A 20,798-nucleotide genomic window follows, 5' to 3' on the forward strand; every position below is an offset into this window, starting at 1 on the left:
GTAACAGACGTGGCAAGCAAGCACGATATTCTCTCTGTCCTGCAGGACGTGCAGTCCGGCGCGCTGACGCCGGAGGAGGCCCTTCTGCACCTGAAGCTGGCCCCTTTCGAGGACCTGGGCTACGCCAAGGTGGATTACCACCGGGCCGTCCGCCAGGGCGTGCCGGAGGTGATCTACGGCCAGTCCAAGACCAAGGAGCAGATCAGCGGCATCCTGGGTGCCATGGAGAAGCGGGGAAGCCGCAATATTCTGGTGACCCGCATTGGGCAGGAGGTAGCGGACTACCTGGCGGAGCAGTTCCCGCTGCGATATGAGCCTCTCGCAAAATTGGCAGTGGCCCTGCCGGAGCCGGTGGAAGGGCATGGTTCTATCGTGGTGGCCACCGGCGGCACCAGCGACATGGGCGTGGCAGAGGAGGCCGCCATCACCGCCGAGACCCTGGGCAACCGGGTCACCCGGCTCTACGACGTGGGCGTGGCGGGACTGCACAGGCTGCTTGGCAATCTGGAGCCGCTGATGAGCGCCCGGGTGGTCATCGCCGTGGCGGGCATGGAGGGGGCTCTCGCCAGTGTGGTAGGCGGCCTTGTGGACTGCCCCGTCATCGCGGTCCCTACCAGTGTGGGCTACGGCGCGTCCCTAGGCGGGATCTCCGCCCTGTTGTCCATGCTGAACTCCTGCGCCAGCGGGACCAGCGTGGTGAATATCGACAACGGCTTCGGCGCGGGCTTCCTGGCCAGCCGGATCAATCAGATGGAGAGTGCGAAAGAATGAAAACATTATATCTGGAATGCAACATGGGCGCCGCCGGCGATATGCTGATGGCAGCGCTGTACGAGCTGATGACCGAATCCGAAAAGCATGATTTTCTGGAGACCATGAACCGCCTGTTTCCCGGCGTGGAAATTCACTCCCGGCAAGCCGTCACCTGCGGCATCACCGGCACCCATATGGACGTCACCGTCCGCGGTGAGGAGGAGCACAGCCACGATGTGGCCCTGGGCTGTGGGCAGGAGCATATTCATGTCCATGAGCACGTGCATGACCATGACCACGACCATCACCACGACCACGAGCATGAGCATGAACATGAGCATGAGCATGACCACGCGCACGATCACGGCCACGTCCATGACCACGATCATGACCATCACCATGACCATGACCACGGCCACACCCACCACCACACCGCCCCGGCGGACATTTACGCCCTGCTGGATGCTCTGGACGCCCCGGCAAAGGTAAAGGACGATGCCAAGGCCATCTATGCCCGCATCGCAGGCGCGGAGGCCAAGGCCCACGGGATGCCGGTGGAGCAGATCCATTTCCATGAGGTAGGCGCCCTGGACGCGGTGGCGGACGTCACCGGCGTCTGTCTGGCGGTCCACATGCTGCACCCCGACCGCATCGTGGCGTCCCCCGTTCATCTGGGCAGCGGACAGGTCCGCTGCGCCCACGGCATCGTACCGGTGCCCGCTCCCGCCACCGCCCACCTGCTGGAGGGCGTTCCCTGCTACACCGGGGACATCCGTGGCGAGCTGTGCACCCCCACCGGCGCGGCCCTGCTGACCCACTTCGCCGAAGCTTTCGGCCCCATGCCCGTCATGTCCCTGGAGAAGACCGGCTACGGCGTGGGCAAAAAGGAATTCCCCGCCGCCAACTGCGTCCGGGCCTTCTGGGGCGAGAGCGGTGACCCCCAGCAGGCGGAGATCGTGGAGCTGTGCTGCCACATCGACGACATGACGGCGGAGGCCCTGGCTTTTGCCGGGGAGCAGTTGCTGGCCCAGGGGGCCCTGGACATCTCCTGCGCCCCCCTGACCATGAAGAAGGGCCGGGCCGGTGTCAGCTTTACCGTGCTCTGCAAGCCCAAGGACGAGGAGCGCATCGCCCACGCCATCCTGCGGGAGACCAACACCAACGGCGTCCGCTCCCGCCGCTGCGGGAAGTACATTCTGACGCCCTCCGTCAGAACCGTGGAGACCGCCTACGGTCCCATCCGCGTCAAGTGTGCCGACGGTGAGGGCATCCACCGGGAAAAGCCGGAATACGAGGATGTGGCCTCTGCCGCCAGAGCTGCTGGGCTGCCCTTCCAGAAGGTCTGGGAGGACGTGCTGTCCGTTATTCACGGGGAGGTGTCCCAGAATGGATAAGGCCATGTGGGAAAAAGCAGTGGCCTTCCACGGCCACGAGTGCCCGGGTCTGGCCCTGGGCGTGCGGTTGTGCGAATTCGTACAGGCGCGGCTGGGCCATGCCTCCACCCCTGACGAGGAGCTGGTCTGCATTGCCGAGACCGACGCCTGCCCCGGCGACGCCATTCAGTCCCTGCTGGGCTGCACCCTGGGCAAGGGGAATTTCATCTACCACTGCACCGGCAAGACCGCCTACACCTTTTATGACCGTGCCTCCGGCGAAGGCTTCCGGGTGGTCGCCAGGCGGAACCAAACGTCCCTCAGCCGAGAGGAGCGCAAGCAGCAAATTCTCACTGCGCCGCTGGAGGAGCTGTTCACCGTGACGGAGCCCAAGGAGCCCCTGCCGGAAAAGGCCCGCATCTTCACCACCCTCACCTGCGCCTGCTGCGGCGAGGGCGTGGCGGAGCACATGGCCCGTCTGCAGGGCGGCAAGGTGGTCTGCCTCCATTGCTTCCGTCCCTATGACCGCTGATAAGAAAAGAATTAGCTCTATGAAAAAACTGTTTTCCATCCTGTTAGTCTGTATCCTGCTGCTGTCGCTGGCCGCCTGCGGTCAAAAGGAAGCGCCCGCCCCGGAGGAACCTGCTGAATCCGAAGCACCTGTTACCCGCACTGTCACCGACAGCTTTGGGCGAGAGGTCACCATCCCCGCGGAGGTGAAAACCATCGTCTGCACCGGCTCCGGCGCCCTGCGCATGGTGACCTACCTGCAATGCACCGACCGTCTGGTGGGCGTGGAGGACTGCGACAAGGAATATGCGACCTCCACCCTCCGGGATTACGCCTACGCTTATCACGATACCTTTGACGCCCTGCCCTCCATCGGCAAGGGCGGCGGCACCGCCAACACCGCCTATGTAGAGGAGCTGATCCGCCTGCAGCCGGACGTGATTCTGTCCGGCTATACCCAGGAGGCGCTGGAGGACCTGGCGCAGTCCACCGGCATTCCCTGCGTGTCCATCCGCGCCAAGAGCATTAACTTCATTGACGACAGCTTCTACACCGCCATGCGGGTGGCCGCCGAGGTGCTGGGCGTTCAGGAACGGTGCGAGGAAGTCCTTCAGTACATCGACGGCTGCAAGGCCGATCTGGATGCCCGGACATCGGACATCCCCGACGAAGACAAGCCCGCCGTCTACGCCGGCGCCGTGACCTTCTCCGGCGCCCACGGCTTTACCGGGACCTACTCCAACTTCGGCCCCTTCATGGCCATCCACGCCAACAACGTGGCCGACGAGATGGGAGAGACCGGCTATTTCGACGCCGACCCGGAACGGGTGGTGGCCTGGGACCCGGAGCTGATTTTCCTGGACCCCGGCAACATGAGCCTGGTGCGGGACGAGTATCAGACCAACCCCGGTTTCTTTGACTCCCTGACCGCGGTCCGGGAGGGCAAGCTCTACGCCTGTGTCTCCTTCAACAACTATTCCACTAACGTAGGCTACGCCCTGGCGGACGCCTACTACGCCGGCAGCGTCATCTATCCAGAGCGTTTTACCGACGTGGATATTGCAGAGAAAGCCGACGATATTCTGGAGTTCTTGCTGGGAACTCGCTATTACAACGACATGAAGGCCGACGGCCTCATCTTTGGAGTGATCGAACTTGGATCTGCACAGTGAACAGCTTCATACGGCGACACCTGACAGCTACCGCCTGTTTCTCCGGCGGAAGCGGCTGGTGACCCTTGTCCTGCTGACGGCAGTATTGACGGCAGCTCTGCTGTCCCTGACCTCGGGCTCCGCCGGGCTGTCCCTTGCGGAGCTGGCGGACACCCTGACAGGCGGCGGCACGGCCCAGAGCCGGGCCATCGTGTTCCATGTCCGTCTGCCCCGCGTCGCCGTGGCAGTGGTCGTGGGGGCCGCTCTTGCTCTGGCGGGCTGTGTCATGCAGAACATCCTGCGGAATCCTCTGGCCTCGGCCTCCACGCTGGGCGTGTCCCAGGGCGCCGCCTTCGGCGCGGCATTGGCCATCATTGCCCTGGACGCCGGCGCTCAGAACGCCGCCAACGCAGGCACTGCCGTTACCATCAGCTCCCCCGGCACCGTGACCCTCTGCGCCTTTCTGGGGGGACTGGCGACCACGGCGGTCATCCTGGGCCTGTGCCGCCTGCGGTCCGCGTCGCCCTCCTCCATGATCCTTGCGGGCGTGGCCCTCAGTTCCCTCTTTTCCGGGGCCACTACCCTGCTGCAGTACTTTGCCGACGATGTACAGCTGTCCGCCGTGGTCTACTGGACCTTCGGCGACCTGGGTCGCCCCGGCTGGTCGGAGATCCGGCTGATGTACGCCGTCACCCTGGCGGCGCTGGTCTACTTTCTCTGGAACTGCTGGAACTATAATGCATTGAGCAGCGGCGTCCAGACCGCCAAAAGCCTGGGGGTGAACGTGGACCTGCTGAGCTTTGTCAGCATGGGACTCTGCACCCTGATTTCCGCTACGGCGGTGGCCTTTGTGGGCATCGTCAGCTTTGTGGGCCTCATCGCCCCCCACATCGTCCGCCGGTTCGTGGGCAGCGACTACCGTTTTCTGCTGCCCTGCTCCGCCCTGGCGGGCAGTCTCCTCCTTCTGCTGGGCGACCTGGCGGCCAAAGCCATCCTGCCCCCGGCCATTCTGCCCATCGGCGCCATTACGTCCTTTCTGGGGGCACCGCTGTTCCTGCTGTTGATCTTCCGGGGGGAGGCGCTGAAATGATCCAAGTCGAAAACCTGTCTTTTTCCTATGGCTCCCACCCCATTTTGCAGAATGTGAGCTTCACTCTGGAGCAGGGCGAATGTGTGGCGATACTGGGCAACAACGGCGCGGGAAAATCCACCCTGATCTCCTGCATCAGCCGCCTGCGCAAGCCGTCATCGGGAAATGTCCTGATTGACGGCAGCCCCATCTCTCAGCTTTCCCGGAACCAGCTGGCCCGGCAGATCGCCTACGTGTCCCAAAAAAATGAACTGGCTCACGCCACCGTGTTCGACGCCGTGCTGCTGGGCCGCAAGCCCCACATGAAGTGGGGCCCCTCCGCCGTTGACTACGACGTGGCGGAGCACGCCCTGCGGGCCGTGGGCATGGAGGACTGCCGCCTGCGGTATGTGGACCAGCTCTCCGGCGGCGAGCAGCAGAAGGTGATGCTGGCACGGGCCATTGCCCAGGAGCCCAAGCTGCTGCTTCTGGATGAGCCCACAAGCAGTCTGGACCTGCGGAACCAGTACGAGTCCATGGAACTCATCCGCCACTGCGCCCACGACCACCATATCGCCGTGCTGGTGGTCATCCACGACCTGAATCTGGCCCTGCGGTTCTGTGACCGCTTCCTGTTCCTGCAGGGCGGCACTATCTTCGCCTCCGGCGGGGCGGAGGCGGTGACGCCGGAGAACATCCGGGCCGTCTACGGGATGGAGGCCAGCGTGGAGCAATTCCGCGAGGTCCCAGTGGTCATTCCACTCTTTCACAGGCATGAGCCTTGTTCAGCAATGTATGAGTGACTTTACTGCGGAGCAGATCTCCGAAACCGGCCATACGGCACCTATATGAAAAGCCCGAGAAGCGCTGAAAGACAGCATGGCCGCCCATTTTCAAAACACGGAGGAATGACCATGAAGAGAATCATGCCCCTTTTGATGGCCCTGCTGCTTTTGGCCGGATGCGGGGCACAGCCGGAGGAAAGCACCTACCGCCAGATCACAGCAGAGGAAGCCGCCGCCATGATGGAGGAGGAGAGCGGCTATCTCATTCTGGATGTCCGGACTGCCGGGGAATACAGCGAGAAGCATATCCCCGGGGCCATCAATGTCCCCAACGAAACCATCGGTAACCAGGACATCCCGGAGCTGCCGGACAAAGAACAGCTGATCCTGGTATATTGCCGCAGCGGGAACCGCAGCAAGCAGGCGGCCGAAAAGCTGGTAAAGCTTGGCTACACCAACATTGTCGAGTTTGGCGGCATCCATGACTGGACGGGCGAGACCGTCAGCGGCGCTTCGTGACAATGTGACGGAACTTGCCGGTTATCATGGAATCATCAGGCAAACGAAAGCAAAGCGGATGAAACGATACCTGTTGTCCATATCACAAAGGAAAACCGCAGATCCCAAGCCGCCCGTCCTGCTGAACTTCTGGGTGCCCTGATGCGGCCGGACGTCCGCACGCCGGAGGAGTACCGCCATATCCCCGGCAGCAAAAATGTGCCGCTGCAGTCCATCGGTGACGCGGCCGCCGTCATCAAAGAAAAAGATGCGCCTATGATTGCGGATACTACGAGGAATACGGCGTTTATAATGGCGGCACGGCAAAGGGCGTGACGCAGGAGCAATACCAGCACGCCGTGCGCCGGCAAAATGCTGCAGCGGCCACCGCTTCTCCCTCTGAAAGGATTTCGGCTTTGACACTTCACCGGGCAAATATCAGGAGCGGAGGAGCTGGGCGGTATGCCGTTCATTGGTGAGCAAACAGGAGAGATGGCGGTTCTTATACAGGCCCTTGGCTGAGCGGCCGGGACGCGTTTCCCCGATTTCCATGGAGTATCCCCTCCCAGAAAACGGATCAGCGGGGCGGCAATTTTGCCGCCCCGCTTTGTTGTTTATCGCACAGTATGATCTTTTGCGGCCGCAGTCAACCGGATTTCCTTTACGCGGCCTCCCGCAGCAGGGCCTCCAGAAGTTCCACGGCAGTCACCACCATAATGTCACAGTAGGCGGTCAAACCCAGCCGGGCCGCCGCGGTCGTTTTTTCGCTGACGCCGCACCGGGCCCGCAGCAGATCACCACACCGAGTATGGCCGAAGGTCTCAAAGAACCGCTGGCGGAACTGCTTCGCAAGGCCGTAAATCTGCCGCTTGCCGTCCCGGTCCTCTCCCTGCGTATGGGGAAACAGCAGCCCCAGCACCAGCAGGCCGCCGCTGACGGCGCCGCACAGCTCCTCATGGCTGCCGCCTACCCCACCGCCAAAGCTCCCGACGGCGGCAAACAGCTGTTCCGGCTCCCATCCGGTCAGGTCCGCGAAGGCCCCTGCTACGGACTGGGCGCAGCTGTATCCCTGCTGGTGGTACTGGTGGGCCAATGCACAGCGGTCCATCGTTCAGCCCTCCTGGTCTTTCTCCATCATGATGTTCAGGATGGTCTTGTCGGTCTCCACCATGCCCGGCGTGCTGACCCGGCCCATATTGCGGATGGCCTGCTCCGGCGTGGCGCCGCAGATGCCGTCGGTGGCCTGGAGGACCACGTCGCTCATGGCGAGGTACGCGCACATCATGGCGGCGTTGGTGGCGGTGGCCAGCTTCAGTGCGCAGCCGATCTTGCCGCCGTCGCAGATCATGCCGGTGAGGTTGCCGCTCATGTTGATGATGGCCTTGCCGATCTGCTCATCCGTGCCGCCCATGAGCCACACCATGGCGGCAGCGGCGGCGGTGGCGGCGGAGACGCCGCAGCCGCAGGTGGCGGAGAGCTTGCCTGTAAAGGACTTGATGTACACATTCAGGGTGTGGGAGAAGGCCAGGGCCTTTTCCAGCATCTCGTTGGAGGCGCCCAGGTGATGGGCCATCTCCACCACGGGGATGACGGCGGTAATGCCGTGGTTGCCGCTGCCGGCGCTGCTCATAACGGCGTAGGGGCAGCCGCTCATACGGCCCTCGGCGCTGCTGGCCACCCGCATCATGGTGCGGCTGAACAGGTTGTCGCCCATGGCGCCCTCCGTGACCTGCTTCTGCAATGAGGCGGCGATGCCGATGCCCATCTTGTGCTCCAGGCCGAAGTCCGCCAGCTTTTCGTTCATCTCCATGCCCTCCAGCATGAAGGTAAGGTCCGCCTCGGAGCACTGGTCCACCACGGCCCTGATCTCCGCGACCGTCATGGGCATCAGACGGGCGTGGATGTCGTCCTGGGTGCTGGCGCTGTACGGCTTTTCCAGCAGGACCTGGTTGTTCCGCTTGGTGAAGATGATGTTGGAGTGGGTGCCCCGGATCTCGCTGATGCCGATGCCGGCGGTGGTGATGACCTCCGCGTGGGCATAGAGCTGGGTCTCGTCGTTTTTGATCATGACGATGACGTGGCGGTCCTCCACCAGGCCGATAGAATCGGCGGTGACGGTCTCGTCGATGTCCTCCAGCAGCTGCAGGCTTTTCTCAGGATTGCTCAGGCAGGCGCCCAGGGCGGCGGCGTACTTCAGGCCCACCCGGGGGAAGCCGGGGATGCCCACGCTCATGCCGTTTTTGTAGATGCCGGGGTTCACCTCCACCTTCACGGAGACGATGTCGCCGCCGATGGCGTGGTGGGCGTCGGCGGCGGCCAGAGCCACGCACACCGGCTCGGTGCAGCCCAGGGCGGGGACGACCTCCTGGCGCAGCAGTGTCAGCAGTTCTTCTTTGGTGATCATAGGAAAGCTCCTCCTTTTTGTTCTTTTCGGCGCTGTGTTTTTGTTTGCCTGAACTTTAAAGCAAGTTCCGTGCCAACTCTTTTTTCGGTAATTTTCCGGATTTTCCCTTGCAAAACGCCGGTCCTCATGTTTAAATGGTTGAAGTAAATGGTCAAAAGGAGTGATCTTGTGGCGACCAAAAAGAAAATCTCTGTCATCGCTCTGGACCCCCGGGCGGGCAAGTCCTACGGAGAGGACATTGCCGGATTGTTTTCGGACGTGGCGGACGTCTCCGTTTTTTCCGTACTGGACGGCAGCGCCGCAGGCGTTCTGGACCGGGCGGATTTATTTGTGGCCTCCACCGACGCCTACGGCTCCCCGGAGGAGTTGGCGAAGCACATCCCCCTGGACAGCCAGACCATGGCGGTAGAGGTCTCCTTTCGTTGGAGCGACCTGCGGAAGCTGAAAGCCCTGCCCGCCGGCAGCAAGGTGCTGTTTGTCAACATGACCCAGACCATGGCACGGGAGGCCATCGCCCAGCTGGAGCAGTTCGGCGTCACCCACGTCCACTGGATCCCCTTCTATCCCGGCGCCCGGCTGGATGAGGATGTACACATCGCCGTGACGCCGGACGAAATGCGGTACGTCCCGCCGGGAATGGAAACGGTCATCGACCTGGGCCAGCGGGTATGCACCTCCGGCATGATGATCGAGATCGCCCTGCGGCTGGGGCTGGAGTCTCTCCTGGAGGGCCCCGCCTTTCAGGAGTACGCCCGCAGCGTGGCCACCAGCAATTACAGCTTTGACCAGATGTTTGCCCGTTCTATCCGCCTGGAGAGCCGCTTTCACATTTTAATGGAAAGCCTGGAAGACGGCGTCATCGGCATCAACGAAAAGGGCGAGATCTTCGCCTGCAGCCGCCGGGCAGAGGACATGACCCGCGTCAGCGCCGCCCTCATCCAGGGGAAGCGGTGTGAAGAGGTGTTCCCTTACATTCCCTTCGCCGAGTGCCTCCGCACCCGCCAGACCCTGCCCGCCAGGGTCATCAAGGTCAACGGCGTCAACCTCAGCGTGGAGGTGGTGCCGGTCATCCGGCAGAATGCCTGCATCGGCGCCTTCGCCCTTCTCCAGCGGTTCAACGACGTGGAGGTGCGGCAGAATGAACTGCGGGGGCAGCTGCTCCACAAGGGCTACTACGCCAAATACAGCTTTGACGACGTCATCGGCCAGTCGGCGGCCATCCGCAAAACGAAGGAGACCCTGGCCCGGATGGCCGTCAGCGAAAGTCCCATTCTTTTAATAGGTGAGACCGGCACCGGCAAGGAGCTGTTCGCCCACGCCGTCCACCGGGCCTCCCGCCGGGCCGGCGGCCCCTTTGTGGCCATCAACGTGGCTGCCTTCCCGGAAAACCTGCTGGAGAGCGAGCTGTTCGGCTACGAGGAGGGCGCGTTCACCGGCGCCAAAAAGGGCGGCCGTCCCGGTCTGTTCGAGCTGGCCCACAAGGGCACGCTGTTTCTGGACGAGGTAGAGGGCATGAGCCCCGCCCTGCAGATCAAGCTGCTGCGGGCGTTGCAGGAGCGGGAGGTCATGCGGGTGGGCGGCAACCGCATCATCCACGTGGACGTGCGCATCGTGGCCGCCACCAACGAGGCGCTGGAACAGAAAGTGCGGGAGGGCACCTTCCGCCGGGACCTCTATTACCGCCTCAACACCCTCCCGGCGGTCATCCCGCCCCTGACGGAGCGGGGCGACGACATGTTCCTGCTGATGGACCACTTCCGCCGGGAGCTCAACGGCGACTTCCGGCTGACGGAGCCGGTGCGGGACTTCTTCCGCCGCCACACCTGGCCCGGCAACATCCGGGAGCTGCGGAACGTGGTGGAATACTTTATTTATACGGGCCACCGGGACATCACCATGGAGGACCTGCCTCCCACGCTGTTCCTCTCCGGGGAGACGGTCTCCCGTCCGGCTCCCGCCCCGGCTGCGCCGGAGGCGCGGTCCCCCGCCATGTCTGACGCTTTCCAATTCGTTCTCTCCCGGCTGTACGAGGCCTCCGAGACGGGGACGCCCATGGGCCGGGACAAGCTGCTGCAAAAGGCCCGGGAGTCCCACGTGCCCCTCTCCCAGCAGGAGGTCCGGGCCATCCTATCCGATATGGCGGACCGGGGCCTGGCCCGGGTCAGCCGGGGCCGGGGAGGTAGCCAGCTGACCCCCAAGGGCCGGGAGCTCTGGGAAAACGGTCAAAGATAAACAGCTATGACCATTTAAACAATTTTAACCAAAAGCTGACCAGTTGAGGCCATTTTTAACCCCATGATTGGATACGAACGCCCGGGAGGGACTTTGGCGATTTGCCAAAATCCCTCCCGGGCGTTTTATACGCTTTTCCGATTTCAAGGCGATTTCCCGCGAAAAACACCTGTTCGCCCTGTTTTGGCACGGTTCTTGCTTAAATAGTCTGACGAAAACACGCAGACGACCCATTGACATACCAAGAAAGGAAGCGAGATCATGCGATACGATTTCGACCAAGTGGTGGACCGGTCCAAAAACCTCTCCGCCAAGTACGACGAGCGGATGAAGAAGTTCGGCACCGACGATGTGATCCCCCTGTGGATCGCGGACATGGACTTCAAAACCGCCCAGCCCATCATCGACGCCCTGAAAGCCCGTGCCGAGGAGGGCATCTGGGGCTACACCGCCCGGCCCGCCAGCTACTTTGAGGCCGTGAAGAACTGGCAGAAGCGTCGCAACGGCTGGGACACCGACACCGCCCTGATGAGCTTCTGCCCCGGCGTGGTCCAGACCCTCAGCGTGATGATCCAGCTCTACACCCCCCAGGGCGGCAACGTTCTCATCCAGACCCCGGTATACGGCGAGTTCTACGACATGGCCGAGTTCGCCGGGCGGCACGTCATTGAGAATCAGATGGTGGAGCAGGGCGGACAGTGGACCGTGGACTGGGCCGACTTCGAGGAGAAGCTCCGCAGCGCGGACATCTTTCTGCTGTGCAATCCCCATAACCCCCTCGGCATCGTGTGGACGGAGGAGGAACTGCGCCGGATGATGGAGCTGTGCCTGAAATACCACGTTCTGGTGGTCAGCGATGAGATTCACTCCGACCTCATCTTCCACGGCAAGCGCCACATCCCCACCGCCTCCCTGTCCCCCGAAATCGCCGCCAACGTGGTCACCGGCATCTCCGCTACCAAAACCTTCAACCTGGCGGGCCTCCAGGCCAGCACCGTAGTCTTCCCTAACGCCCACATGAAGGCCATGTTCGACAAGTTCTGGGCCAACATGGACATCCACCGGAACAACGCCTTCTCCGTCACCGCCATGGAGGTGGCCTTCAACCAGGGCGAGGAGTGGCTGGAGCAGCTCCTGCCCTACATCAGCGATAACTTTGACTTCGTGGTAAACTACTGCGAAAAGCACATCCCGAAGATCAGGACCTACGCCCCCGACGCCACCTACCTCATGTGGCTGGACTGCCGGGACCTGGGCCTGAGCAATGAGGAACTTCACGACTTTATGATCCAGAAGGCCAAGCTGGGCCTGAACGACGGCTGTGCCTTCGGGCGGAGCCTGAACGGTTACATGCGCCTCAACGCCGCCTGCCCCCGCAGCGTGCTGGAGCAGGCCATGCGCCAGCTGGAGGCCGCCGTCAACAGCCTGTAAGGGCCGGCGGTTTCAAATAAATCCATAGAAGAGAGAGAAAACAGAAAAGGAGACATCACTATGCAGAAAAAATCCTTCTGGGAGCAGTACAAGATGCCTATCCTGCTCCTCGGCGGTATCGCCATCGGTTCCATCATCGGTATCATCTCTCCCGCCTTCGGTCAGAAGCTCAAGCCCATCGGCGACATCTTCCTGAACCTGCTGTTCACCATCGTGGTGCCCCTGGTGTTCGTGTCCATCGCCTCCGCCGTGGGCAGCATGGTGAACATGAAGCGCCTGGGCAAGATCCTGGGCAGCACCATCGCCGTGTTCCTCATCACCGGCGCCATCGCCGGCGTGTGCGTCCTGACCTGGGTCAACATCTTCAGCCCCTCCGCCGGCACCAACATCCAGCTGGGCGCCGCCGAGATGGGCGAGGCCAAGACCGCCGCGGAGCTGATCGTGGAGTCCCTGACCGTCAGTGACTTCAACCAGCTGCTGAGCAAGTCCCACATGCTGCCCCTCATCATCTTCTCCATCATCTTCGGCTTCTGCACCGCCCTCTGCGGCGGTGAGGAGAGTCCTGTTGGCAAGCTGCTGGCCAACCTGAACAACATCATTATGAAGTTCGTGGGCGTCATCATGACCATCGCCCCCCTGGGCCTGGGCGCTTACTTCGCCAACCTCATCGGCGAGTACGGCCCCCAGCTGCTGGGCGACTACGGCCGGGCCATGGTGGTCTACTATCCCCTGTGCCTGCTGTATGTGGTCATCTTCTTCCCCCTGTACGCCCTGTTCGCCGGCGGCAAGCTGGGCTTCCGGCGGATGCTGAAGTACATCCTCACCCCCGCCGTCACCGCCTTCGCAACCCAGAGCTCCGCCGCCACCCTGCCTGTCAACAAGGAGGCCTGTGACAACATCGGCGTGCCCAAGGACGTCAGCGACCTGGTGCTGCCCATGGGCTGCACTATGCACATGGACGGCTCCGTCCTCAGCTCCATCGTGAAGATCGCGTTCCTGTTCGGCGTGTTCGGCATGGACTTCACCGGCGTGGGCACCTACGCCATGTCTATCGCCGTGGCCATTCTCAGCGCCTTTGTGCTCTCCGGCGCCCCCGGCGGCGGTCTGGTGGGTGAGATGCTCATTGTCAGCATGTTCGGCTTCCCAGCCGAGGCCTTTCCCCTGATCGCCACCCTGGGCTTCCTGTTCGATCCCCCGGCCACCTGCCTGAACGCCTCCGGCGATACGATTGCCTCCATGATGGTCTCCCGCCTGGTGGAGGGCAAGGACTGGCTGTCCCGGAAGATGGCCGCCGGCGAGCTGAAATAAGTCCAACATCATCTGAAAAAGGAGTTTTTATCATGAACGTACTGGAAACCAAAAACGCACCCGGCGCTATCGGCCCCTATTCCCAGGGCTATGAGGCAAACGGCCTCGTCATCACCTCCGGCCAGATTCCCGTCAACCCCGCCGACGGCACTGTGCCCCAGGGTATTTCCGCCCAGGCGGAGCAGAGCTGCAAGAACGTGGGCGCCATCCTGGAGGCCGCCGACACCGGCTTTGGCAAGGTCGTCAAGACCACCTGCTTCCTGGCCGACATGGGCAACTTCACTGCTTTTAACGAGGTCTACGCCCGTTACTTCACCTCCAAGCCCGCCCGCTCCTGCGTGGCGGTAAAGGACCTGCCCAAGGGCGTCCTGTGCGAGATCGAAGCCATCGCCGTCAAATAAACCGCCAAATTTCATTATAAAAGGAGTTTTTACCATGAAAGTCACCGTTATCGGCAGCCACCTGTGCCCCGACACCCTGTACGCCCTGAACCGCCTCAGCGAGGCCAAGGCGGAGATCGATTTCAAGAATATGTCCGCCAGCCTCTCCGACCTGAAGGTCTACCTGGCCCTGCGGCAGGACAGTCCCGTCTACGCCGACATCCGGGCAAACGGCGGCATCGGCATCCCCTGCTTCGTCCTGGAGGACGGCACCGTCACCCGGAACCTGGACGCTGTTTTGAAATAAGTCCGCACTCTCCCACTACGGTAAAAGGCACGGTTCATTTGAACCGTGCCTTTTACCGTATTCGCTGCTTTTCAGGCAGTCGTTTCAATCGTACCGCAGCGCGTCGATGGGATTCAGGTTTGCGGCTTTTTGGGCCGGGAGGTAGCCGAACGCAATGCCGATGCCGGTGGACACGCCGAAAGCCAGCAGCACGGCCCCCGCGCTGGGGCTGACGGTCAGGGCCTCGCCCAGCACATTGTCAATGACCACTGTGGCGACGGAGGACAGGCCGAAGCCCGCCAGGATGCCCAGCACGCCGCCCAACGCGGAGGTGGTGGCCGCCTCGATCACGAACTGCCGCATAATGGCCCCCTCCTTCGCCCCCAGGGCCTTCCGGATGCCGATCTCCTTCGTGCGTTCCGTGACGGACACCAGCATGATGTTCATAATGCCGATGCCGCCCACCACCAGGGAGATGGCCGCGATAGCCGCCAGAATGTAAATGATGACATTCACCATGGCGTTCATAGTGTCCAGCATCTCCGACATGCTGATGACGTTATAGGCGTCGTCATCCTCAAAAATGCTGTACAGCTGGTTCTCCACCAGCAGCTTTGCCTCGCTGATCCGGTCCTTGTCCCACACCGTGACCACGTAGCTGCTGATGGTCCCGGCGGAGCTGATGCGGGACGCGGTGGAGTAGGGCAGATACACGCAGTCGTCGGCGCCGCCCTCCTCCAGATCGCTGCCTTCCGCCGCCAGGACGCCCACGATGGTCAGGGTATTCTGTCCCACCTTCAAAGTCTGCCCCACGGCGCTGCCGCCGTAATAGGCCATGTTCAGGTACTGGCCCACGACGCAGACCTTCTCCCGGTTGCGCATATCCGTGTACTGAAGCCCCCGGCCCTGGGTGATGTCGTAGCCCTTCATGGAAAAATAGTCCTCGCTGACGCCGGTGACGCTGGTGGAGGTAACGGTGTCGCTGCCGATTTTCAGAGGAAAGCTCACCGTCACGCTGGGGGACAGCTGCTTCAGAACGTCGCTGTTGTCCTCCACCATCTGGTACATCTCGTCCTCGGAGACGCTCCGGGATGAGCCCCGGCCCATGATCATCACCGTCAGGGAGTCGGTGCCCAGTTCGTCAAAGCTGTCCTCGATGTAGCCCTGCATGCCGTTTCCCAGGCCCACGATGACGATGACCGCGCACACGCCGATAATGATGCCCAGCATGGTGAGGAAGGAGCGCATCTTGCTGCCCCAGATATTCCGCAGGGACAGCTGAAAGGTTTCAAGCAGGCTCATTGTCCGCCTCCGTTTCCGGCCAGTGTGGGCCGCACCACCGCCTCCGGCGCGTGGGCGTCGCCGTCGTAGACCACCCGGCCGTCCTCCAGGCGGATGATCCGCTGGGCCTGGACGGCGATGGAATTGTCGTGGGTGATGAGCACCACGGTGTTGCCCGCCTCATGGAGCATCTGCAGCATGTTGAGGACCTCCCGGCTGGTGTGGGAGTCCAGGGCGCCGGTGGGCTCGTCGGCCAGGATGACGGCGGGCTCCCCCACTAGGGCCCGGGCGATGGAGGCCCGCTGCTGCTGGCCGCCGGAGAGCTGATTCGGCTTGTTCCTGACCTTGTCCCCCAGCCCCACCAGCTCCAGGGCCAGCTTTGCCCGCTCATGGCGCTCGCTTTTGGGCACGCCGGCGTACATCAGGGGGACCTCCACGTTCTCCAGCAGCGTCAGCTTGGGCAGCAAATTGTACTGCTGGAAGATGAAGCCCAGCATTTTGTTGCGGATGGCCGCCAGCTCGTCTTTGTCCATGGCGCCCACATCCTGCCCGTTCAGCAGGTACGTGCCGGAGGTGGGGACGTCCAGGCAGCCGATGATATTCATGCAGGTGGACTTGCCGGAACCGGACTGGCCCACGATGGCCACGAACTCCCCCTTTTCGATTTTCATGGTGATATGATCCGCCGCCCGGACCACGGCATCGCCCATGTAATATGTCTTGCAGACGTCCCGGAATTTGATCAGTGCGCTCATCCCATGGGCCCTCCGCCGCCGCGTCCGCCGCTGGGCATTCCTCCGGAGGGCATCCCGCTGCCGGGCATGCCGCCGGGCATCCCGCCCATCATCATGCCGCTGTCGCCCGAGGAGCTGACCCGGATATAGGCCACGGTGTCCCCCTCCTGCAAGCCGGAGGTGACCTCAATATAGCTGCCGTCGCTGACGCCGGTCTCTACCTCCACGTAGACGTAGCCCTCCGGGGCCTCCTGGTCCAGCGCGTTGACCGCGCTGGGAGAACCGGCGGTGATGAGAACGGTATCCCCCCGGTTCAGTGCCCCGCAGGGGATGGCCAGAGTGTCCCGGCTCTCCTCGATGACGATCTCGGCGTCCACATTCATGCCGGGCAGGAGCCCATCGGTCTCGTCGATGCGGACGGTAACGGGATACGCGGTGATGCCGCCGCTGGTAACGCCGGCCACGGACACCCTGGTCACCACCCCGGTATACGTTTTGCTTTCCACCGCGTCGGCGGTGACCTCCACGGTCTGCCCCACCGCCACGTCGGAGATGTCCAGCTCGTCGATATTCATGGTCATCTCCAGATAGGTCAGGTCGTAAATGGTGCAGAGGGTGCCGGAGGAGCCGCCTTCGATCTTGTCGCCGGCCTTGGCGCTCTTGGTGACCACCGTGCCGGAGATAGGCGCCGTGACCTCATAGTCGCTGAGCCGGTCCTGGGCGTTTTCCAGAGAGCTGCCGGCATTGCTGACGCTGATGCGGGCGTTTTCAATGGCGTTGTCCACACTGTCGCCGGTGATGGTGCAGACGCGGTCCCCCTTGGAAACGGTGTCGCCCGCCAGCAGATTCAATCCGGACACCTTGCCGGAGGTCTCCGCCGTGACGGTGCTGGATTCGCTGACCTTGACGGAGGCGCTGCCATAGCTGGAGTAGCTGCCGATCACAGCGCTGGCGGTGTAGTCCTCCGTCACCAGGCCCGGATTCGCGGCCTTCACCCGCACGGTGGTCAGTTCCCGGCCGCTGCCGCGGCGTTTCCGGAGGCGGTGGAGGACTGGGAGACCTGCTGGACCGTGCCCTGGAGCGTACCGGCGAAGCCGTTGATGAAGATGGTGGCGCTCTGGCCCACATAGAAATCGCCGCTGTCGGCATAGGAGAACATGAAGTCGATGTAGATGCTGTTGTCCCCCACGATCTTCAGGAGCGCCGTTCCCGCGTTCACCGTGTCTCCGTTCCGGACGTAGACCTCACTGACCGTGCCGGACATATCCGCGGTGGGATACTTATGCTTCACCGCCTGGTCGTAATTGTTCTGGGCCTGGGTGTAGCTGTTCCGGGACTGCGTCAGGGCGCTGCTGGCGTCGGAGGAATCCAGCGTGTACAACAGCTGGCCCTTTTCCACCAGGTCGCCCTCCTCGAAGGTATCGCTGAGGATCTCCCCGTCCACCAGGGTGCTGACGGTGTAGGAGTCCGCGGGTTCCAGCGTGCCGCTGGCAGTCAGGGACCGTGTGATGTCCCGGGCCTCCACCGCGGCCTCCTGATAGCTGACGGCGGCCGCCGCCTGCTGCCCGCCCAGGTGCCGCAGGGCCAGAAAGCCGATGCCCGCCGCCAAAACCAGCGCAAGCAGCAGCCATTTTCCTTTTCTGCCGAGCCGCTTTTTCTTCGGCGGCGACTGTACTTCCTTTTGCAATTCTTCCATAAGCTCTGCCGTTCCTTTCCGGACTCCTCATGCACGGGGAGCCATTGTATGCAGAATAGCGCCCAATACTGAAATCTTTCTGAAAAGCGGCGGCACAATTTCATTTTCAGGAAAAATTTCATGTCGGTTTTCCTTTTGTGTATCCGATGCACCAATCTTTTCAGGTGATTTCGTGCAGCCCGTGAATAGCTTTTTTCCCTCCGGGCTTTTATAATATAAATGCAAGCGATCCGCGAAAAGCGGCCCCACCGCGGCGGGTGCGATAAAAAGCAAAGGAGAGTTTCTATGAAAGAAGTAAAAGTTGGCATTGTCGGCCTGGGTCGGCTGGGCTCCGTCCATGCTGAAAATCTGGCGTTCAAAATTCCCGGCTGTAAGCTGGTCGCCGCCTGCTCCCTGGTGGAAAAGGAGCTGGAATGGGCGAAGGACTCCCTCAAGGTCGAGTTCGTCACCACCGACTACAAGAAGATGGTCGATGAGGCAGATATTGAAGCCGTCGTCATCGTCTCCTCCTCCCCCGAGCACTGCTGGATGATCGAGTACGCCCTGGACGCCGGCAAGCACGTATTCTGCGACAAGCCCCTGGGCTGCTCCCTGGAGGAGTGCAAGCGGGCGGAGGCCGCTGTGGAGCGCCATCCGGACAAGCTGTTCTTCCTGGGCTTCATGCGCCGCTATGACCCCTCCTACGCCCACGCCAAGGAGCAGATCGACGCGGGCAAGATCGGCAAGCCCTACCTGGTCAAGGCCACCGGCCTGGACCCCGAGGCGCTGGTGGAGAGCTGCATCAAGTTCTCCAAGACCTCCGGCGGCATTTTCATCGACGCCGCATCCCACGACATCGACCTGATGCGTTGGTTCCTGGGCGGTGAGATCACCGAGGTCTACGCGGCCGGCACCACCTTCAAGCATCCCGAATTTGCCGAAAACGGCGACACCGAGACCGGCATGGCCATGCTGAAGCTGGACAACGGCACCGTCGCCTTCCTGCACGTGGGCCGCACCGCGCCCCACGGCTACCACACCGAGACGGAAATTGTCGGCACCGAGGGCCACCTCCGCATCGCCGGTGTGCCCTGGAAGGACCGCACCATGATCTATGACCAGTACGGCGCGCGGCAGGAGATCATCGAGAACTTCCCCCAGCGCTTCGCGGAAGCCTACCTGCTGGAGATGGTGGATTTCATCGACTGCATCCAGAAGGACCGCAAGCCGGAGCTGACGGTCTACGACGGCACCAAGGCCACCATCGTCACCTACGCCATCACCGATTCCTTCCACAGCGGCAAGGCCGTCAAGGTCGAGTACTAAGCCGCGCCCAATACAGCAGAAAAAAGTTCCTGATTTCGTAAGAAATCAGGAACTTTTTCTTAATATCATGTCTCGTTTAAGGCCATCAGATACCGAAGGCATCCATAAAGCTCACCAGCATCTTAGCGGTCTGGGCGCGGGTGGCGGTCCCTTTGGGCGCCAGCGTGCCGTCGGTCTTGCCGCCGAGGATGCCCTCCGCCACCGCCCAGCTCATGGCGTCCGCGGCATAGGCGGACACACCGGAGGCATCGGGGAAGCGGCTCAGGTCAGCCCGGGCGGAGGTGTCGAGGCCCACGGATCCGGCATAGCGGTACAGCAGCGCGGCCAGCGCCTCCCGCGTTATGCCGGCGGAGGGCCGGAAGCTGCCGTTATCCCCCAGAACGATCTGCTGATCGGCGGCCCACCGTGCCGCGGAGTCATACCACGCGTCAGCCGGGACATCGGCAAAGGCGGAAACGCCGTCGATCACAGTACCGCCGTCCGTCCCCTGGTGGAGGCGGGACAGCATCACCACGAACATGGCCCGGGTCACCGGGGCGTTGGGCGTGAAATAACCGTTTCCGGTCCCGGAGGTAAGTCCCCGCTCCGTCGCCTGCCGCACCGCGTCCTCGCACCATGCGCCCGCAGGCACATCCCGGTAGCTCACCGGCACGGTGCTGAGGGTCAGCAGGTTCTGGGCGAACAGGTCGGTCACCACCAGGGTATTCCCCTGCACCAGCATCCCTCTGGGCTGTACAGGGGCCTCCGGAGTCTGCTTGGCGGAGGCCATGGTGGTCACCCGTCCATTTGCCAGCCGGCGCACGGCGTGATTCCCGGTGTCGGCAATGTACACCGTGCCGTCCTCCCCGACGGCCACGCCCTGGGGATGGTCAAACCGGGCCTTCGCCGCGGGGCCGTCCGTATAGCCGCCCTCGTACTCGCCGCCGCCCAGTGATGTGCTCTCGCCCGCCAGCACCTCCATCCTGCCATTCGTGACGCGCAGGATGCGGCTGCGGCCCGTCTCCGCCACGTACAGAGACCCGTCGGCCCAGCACAGGCCGGTGGGGTCGGACAGGCCGGTGAGGATCGTCGTCACCTTGCCCTTGGCGTCCATTCTGCGGATGGAGCCGTTGCCGGTGTCGGCGATATACAGTTCTCCGTTATCCCCCGCCGTCAAGCCGGTGGGATAGTCAAAGGAGACCCGTTCCGCAACTCCGTCGGCTCCTCCGGCCTTGCCGCTGCCCGCGGCGGTGCGGACGCCGCTGCTGTCGATATAGCGAATGACATTGGCCGCCGCGTCGGACACGGCCCAGCCATCCAGGAAGGGCGCGATGGCCCAGGGCTCCATAAACAGGGCCGTGGACAGCGTACCGTCATCGTATTTTCCGATGGGCTCCCCGTCCAGGCCGGACACGCTGATCTGCCCGGCAAAACGGGAGACTTCTCCGTCCTCCACCCGCCAGACCACCTTGTTGAAGGTGTCCGTGACCAGCAGGGCGCCGCCGTCCGCCGCAACGCCGGAGAGGGCGCCGCCGGAAAAGTCCGCGGGCGTCAGGGCAGCCGCCGAAACCGTCAGCGCCATGGCCGCCGCCAGCAGCAGGGAAATGATTTTCCGTTTCATAG

At 62.7% G+C, this 20,798-nt stretch carries 22 protein-coding genes; 14 read left to right on the forward strand and 8 right to left on the reverse strand.

The features are described 5' to 3' along the window. Positions 1-9 precede the first annotated feature (9 nt). The 8 genes from larB (at position 10) to JQM68_RS13940 (ending at position 6,475) form a co-directional block, all read left to right on the forward strand. Positions 10-771, forward strand: a complete 762-nt coding sequence (gene larB / locus JQM68_RS05385) for a nickel pincer cofactor biosynthesis protein LarB (protein ID WP_235221966.1) — start codon at positions 10-12, stop codon at positions 769-771. Beyond that, positions 768-2,147, forward strand: coding sequence for a nickel pincer cofactor biosynthesis protein LarC (larC, locus tag JQM68_RS05390; RefSeq protein WP_235221968.1), 1,380 nt, complete (start codon positions 768-770; stop codon positions 2,145-2,147). The genes larB and larC overlap by 4 nt, the downstream gene beginning before the upstream one ends. Continuing rightward, complete coding sequence (locus tag JQM68_RS05395) at positions 2,140-2,658, forward strand: FmdE family protein (protein WP_235221969.1); 519 nt, start codon at positions 2,140-2,142, stop codon at positions 2,656-2,658. Before larC ends, JQM68_RS05395 begins: the two co-directional genes overlap by 8 nt. Before the next feature lie 19 nt (positions 2,659-2,677). Next, complete coding sequence (locus JQM68_RS05400; protein WP_235221970.1) at positions 2,678-3,808, forward strand: iron ABC transporter substrate-binding protein; 1,131 nt, start codon at positions 2,678-2,680, stop codon at positions 3,806-3,808. Beyond that, positions 3,798-4,877, forward strand: a complete 1,080-nt coding sequence (locus JQM68_RS05405) for a FecCD family ABC transporter permease (protein ID WP_412758457.1) — start codon at positions 3,798-3,800, stop codon at positions 4,875-4,877. Before JQM68_RS05400 ends, JQM68_RS05405 begins: the two co-directional genes overlap by 11 nt. Continuing rightward, positions 4,874-5,659 carry an ABC transporter ATP-binding protein gene (locus tag JQM68_RS05410; RefSeq protein ID WP_235221972.1) on the forward strand — a complete coding sequence of 262 codons (786 nt, stop codon included), beginning with the start codon at positions 4,874-4,876 and terminating at the stop codon, positions 5,657-5,659. The genes JQM68_RS05405 and JQM68_RS05410 overlap by 4 nt, the downstream gene beginning before the upstream one ends. Before the next feature lie 111 nt (positions 5,660-5,770). Then, positions 5,771-6,160: a rhodanese-like domain-containing protein gene (locus tag JQM68_RS05415; protein ID WP_412758455.1), complete on the forward strand. Its 390-nt coding sequence runs from the start codon at positions 5,771-5,773 to the stop codon at positions 6,158-6,160. A 141-nt stretch (positions 6,161-6,301) separates the two neighbouring features. Next, complete coding sequence (locus tag JQM68_RS13940; RefSeq protein WP_412758456.1) at positions 6,302-6,475, forward strand: rhodanese-like domain-containing protein; 174 nt, start codon at positions 6,302-6,304, stop codon at positions 6,473-6,475. Between the two features lie 325 nt (positions 6,476-6,800). Here JQM68_RS13940 and JQM68_RS05425 read toward each other — a convergent pair whose 3' ends face one another. Continuing rightward, the gene (locus JQM68_RS05425) at positions 6,801-7,247 is read right to left on the reverse strand and encodes a C-GCAxxG-C-C family protein (RefSeq protein WP_235221975.1); all 447 of its coding nucleotides are present in this window, start codon (positions 7,245-7,247) and stop codon (positions 6,801-6,803) included. A gap of 3 nt (positions 7,248-7,250) precedes the next feature. Continuing rightward, on the reverse strand, positions 7,251-8,543 hold the full coding sequence (locus JQM68_RS05430; RefSeq protein ID WP_235221976.1) for an L-cysteine desulfidase family protein: 1,293 nt from the start codon (positions 8,541-8,543) through the stop codon (positions 7,251-7,253). 168 nt (positions 8,544-8,711) lie between these two features. On the opposite strand from JQM68_RS05430, the gene JQM68_RS05435 reads away from it, so the two are divergent. The 5 genes from JQM68_RS05435 (at position 8,712) to JQM68_RS05455 (ending at position 14,201) form a co-directional block, all read left to right on the forward strand. After that, positions 8,712-10,775: a sigma-54 interaction domain-containing protein gene (locus JQM68_RS05435; protein WP_235221977.1), complete on the forward strand. Its 2,064-nt coding sequence runs from the start codon at positions 8,712-8,714 to the stop codon at positions 10,773-10,775. Positions 10,776-11,036: 261 nt separating this feature from the next. Then, complete coding sequence (locus JQM68_RS05440; RefSeq protein WP_235221978.1) at positions 11,037-12,206, forward strand: MalY/PatB family protein; 1,170 nt, start codon at positions 11,037-11,039, stop codon at positions 12,204-12,206. A gap of 60 nt (positions 12,207-12,266) precedes the next feature. Beyond that, on the forward strand, positions 12,267-13,514 hold the full coding sequence (locus tag JQM68_RS05445) for a dicarboxylate/amino acid:cation symporter (RefSeq protein ID WP_235221979.1): 1,248 nt from the start codon (positions 12,267-12,269) through the stop codon (positions 13,512-13,514). 32 nt (positions 13,515-13,546) lie between these two features. Next, the gene (locus JQM68_RS05450; RefSeq protein WP_235221981.1) at positions 13,547-13,915 is read left to right on the forward strand and encodes a RidA family protein; all 369 of its coding nucleotides are present in this window, start codon (positions 13,547-13,549) and stop codon (positions 13,913-13,915) included. A 34-nt stretch (positions 13,916-13,949) separates the two neighbouring features. Continuing rightward, positions 13,950-14,201: a glutaredoxin gene (locus JQM68_RS05455; protein WP_235221982.1), complete on the forward strand. Its 252-nt coding sequence runs from the start codon at positions 13,950-13,952 to the stop codon at positions 14,199-14,201. Positions 14,202-14,285: 84 nt separating this feature from the next. Here JQM68_RS05455 and JQM68_RS05460 read toward each other — a convergent pair whose 3' ends face one another. Genes JQM68_RS05460 through JQM68_RS05480 form a run of 5 tightly spaced genes read right to left on the reverse strand, consistent with a single transcriptional unit; the run spans position 14,286 to position 18,164 of the window. Continuing rightward, positions 14,286-15,482 (reverse strand): ABC transporter permease, encoded by a 1,197-nt coding sequence (locus JQM68_RS05460; protein ID WP_235221984.1) that lies wholly within the window; start codon positions 15,480-15,482, stop codon positions 14,286-14,288. Continuing rightward, a complete protein-coding gene (locus JQM68_RS05465) occupies positions 15,479-16,216 on the reverse strand; it encodes an ABC transporter ATP-binding protein (RefSeq protein WP_328283720.1) in 738 nt (245 codons plus the stop codon). The genes JQM68_RS05460 and JQM68_RS05465 overlap by 4 nt, the downstream gene beginning before the upstream one ends. Beyond that, positions 16,213-17,196, reverse strand: a complete 984-nt coding sequence (locus JQM68_RS05470; RefSeq protein WP_235221985.1) for an efflux RND transporter periplasmic adaptor subunit — start codon at positions 17,194-17,196, stop codon at positions 16,213-16,215. The genes JQM68_RS05465 and JQM68_RS05470 overlap by 4 nt, the downstream gene beginning before the upstream one ends. Positions 17,197-17,201: 5 nt before the next feature. After that, positions 17,202-17,891: an efflux RND transporter periplasmic adaptor subunit gene (locus tag JQM68_RS05475; RefSeq protein WP_235221986.1), complete on the reverse strand. Its 690-nt coding sequence runs from the start codon at positions 17,889-17,891 to the stop codon at positions 17,202-17,204. A 27-nt stretch (positions 17,892-17,918) separates the two neighbouring features. Next, on the reverse strand, positions 17,919-18,164 hold the full coding sequence (locus tag JQM68_RS05480; protein WP_235221987.1) for a hypothetical protein: 246 nt from the start codon (positions 18,162-18,164) through the stop codon (positions 17,919-17,921). A gap of 12 nt (positions 18,165-18,176) precedes the next feature. Here JQM68_RS05480 and JQM68_RS05485 point away from each other — a divergent pair, with 12 nt between their 5' ends. Next, entirely contained in the window at positions 18,177-19,196 is a 1,020-nt protein-coding gene (locus JQM68_RS05485) for a Gfo/Idh/MocA family protein (protein WP_235221988.1), read from the forward strand. Between the two features lie 85 nt (positions 19,197-19,281). On the opposite strand, the gene JQM68_RS05490 is transcribed toward JQM68_RS05485, so the two are convergent. Next, entirely contained in the window at positions 19,282-20,796 is a 1,515-nt protein-coding gene (locus tag JQM68_RS05490) for an S-layer homology domain-containing protein (RefSeq protein WP_235221989.1), read from the reverse strand. Positions 20,797-20,798 lie beyond the last annotated feature (2 nt).

Source organism: Oscillibacter valericigenes, from assembly GCF_021531435.1.
Lineage (GTDB): Bacteria > Bacillota > Clostridia > Oscillospirales > Oscillospiraceae > Oscillibacter > Oscillibacter valericigenes_B.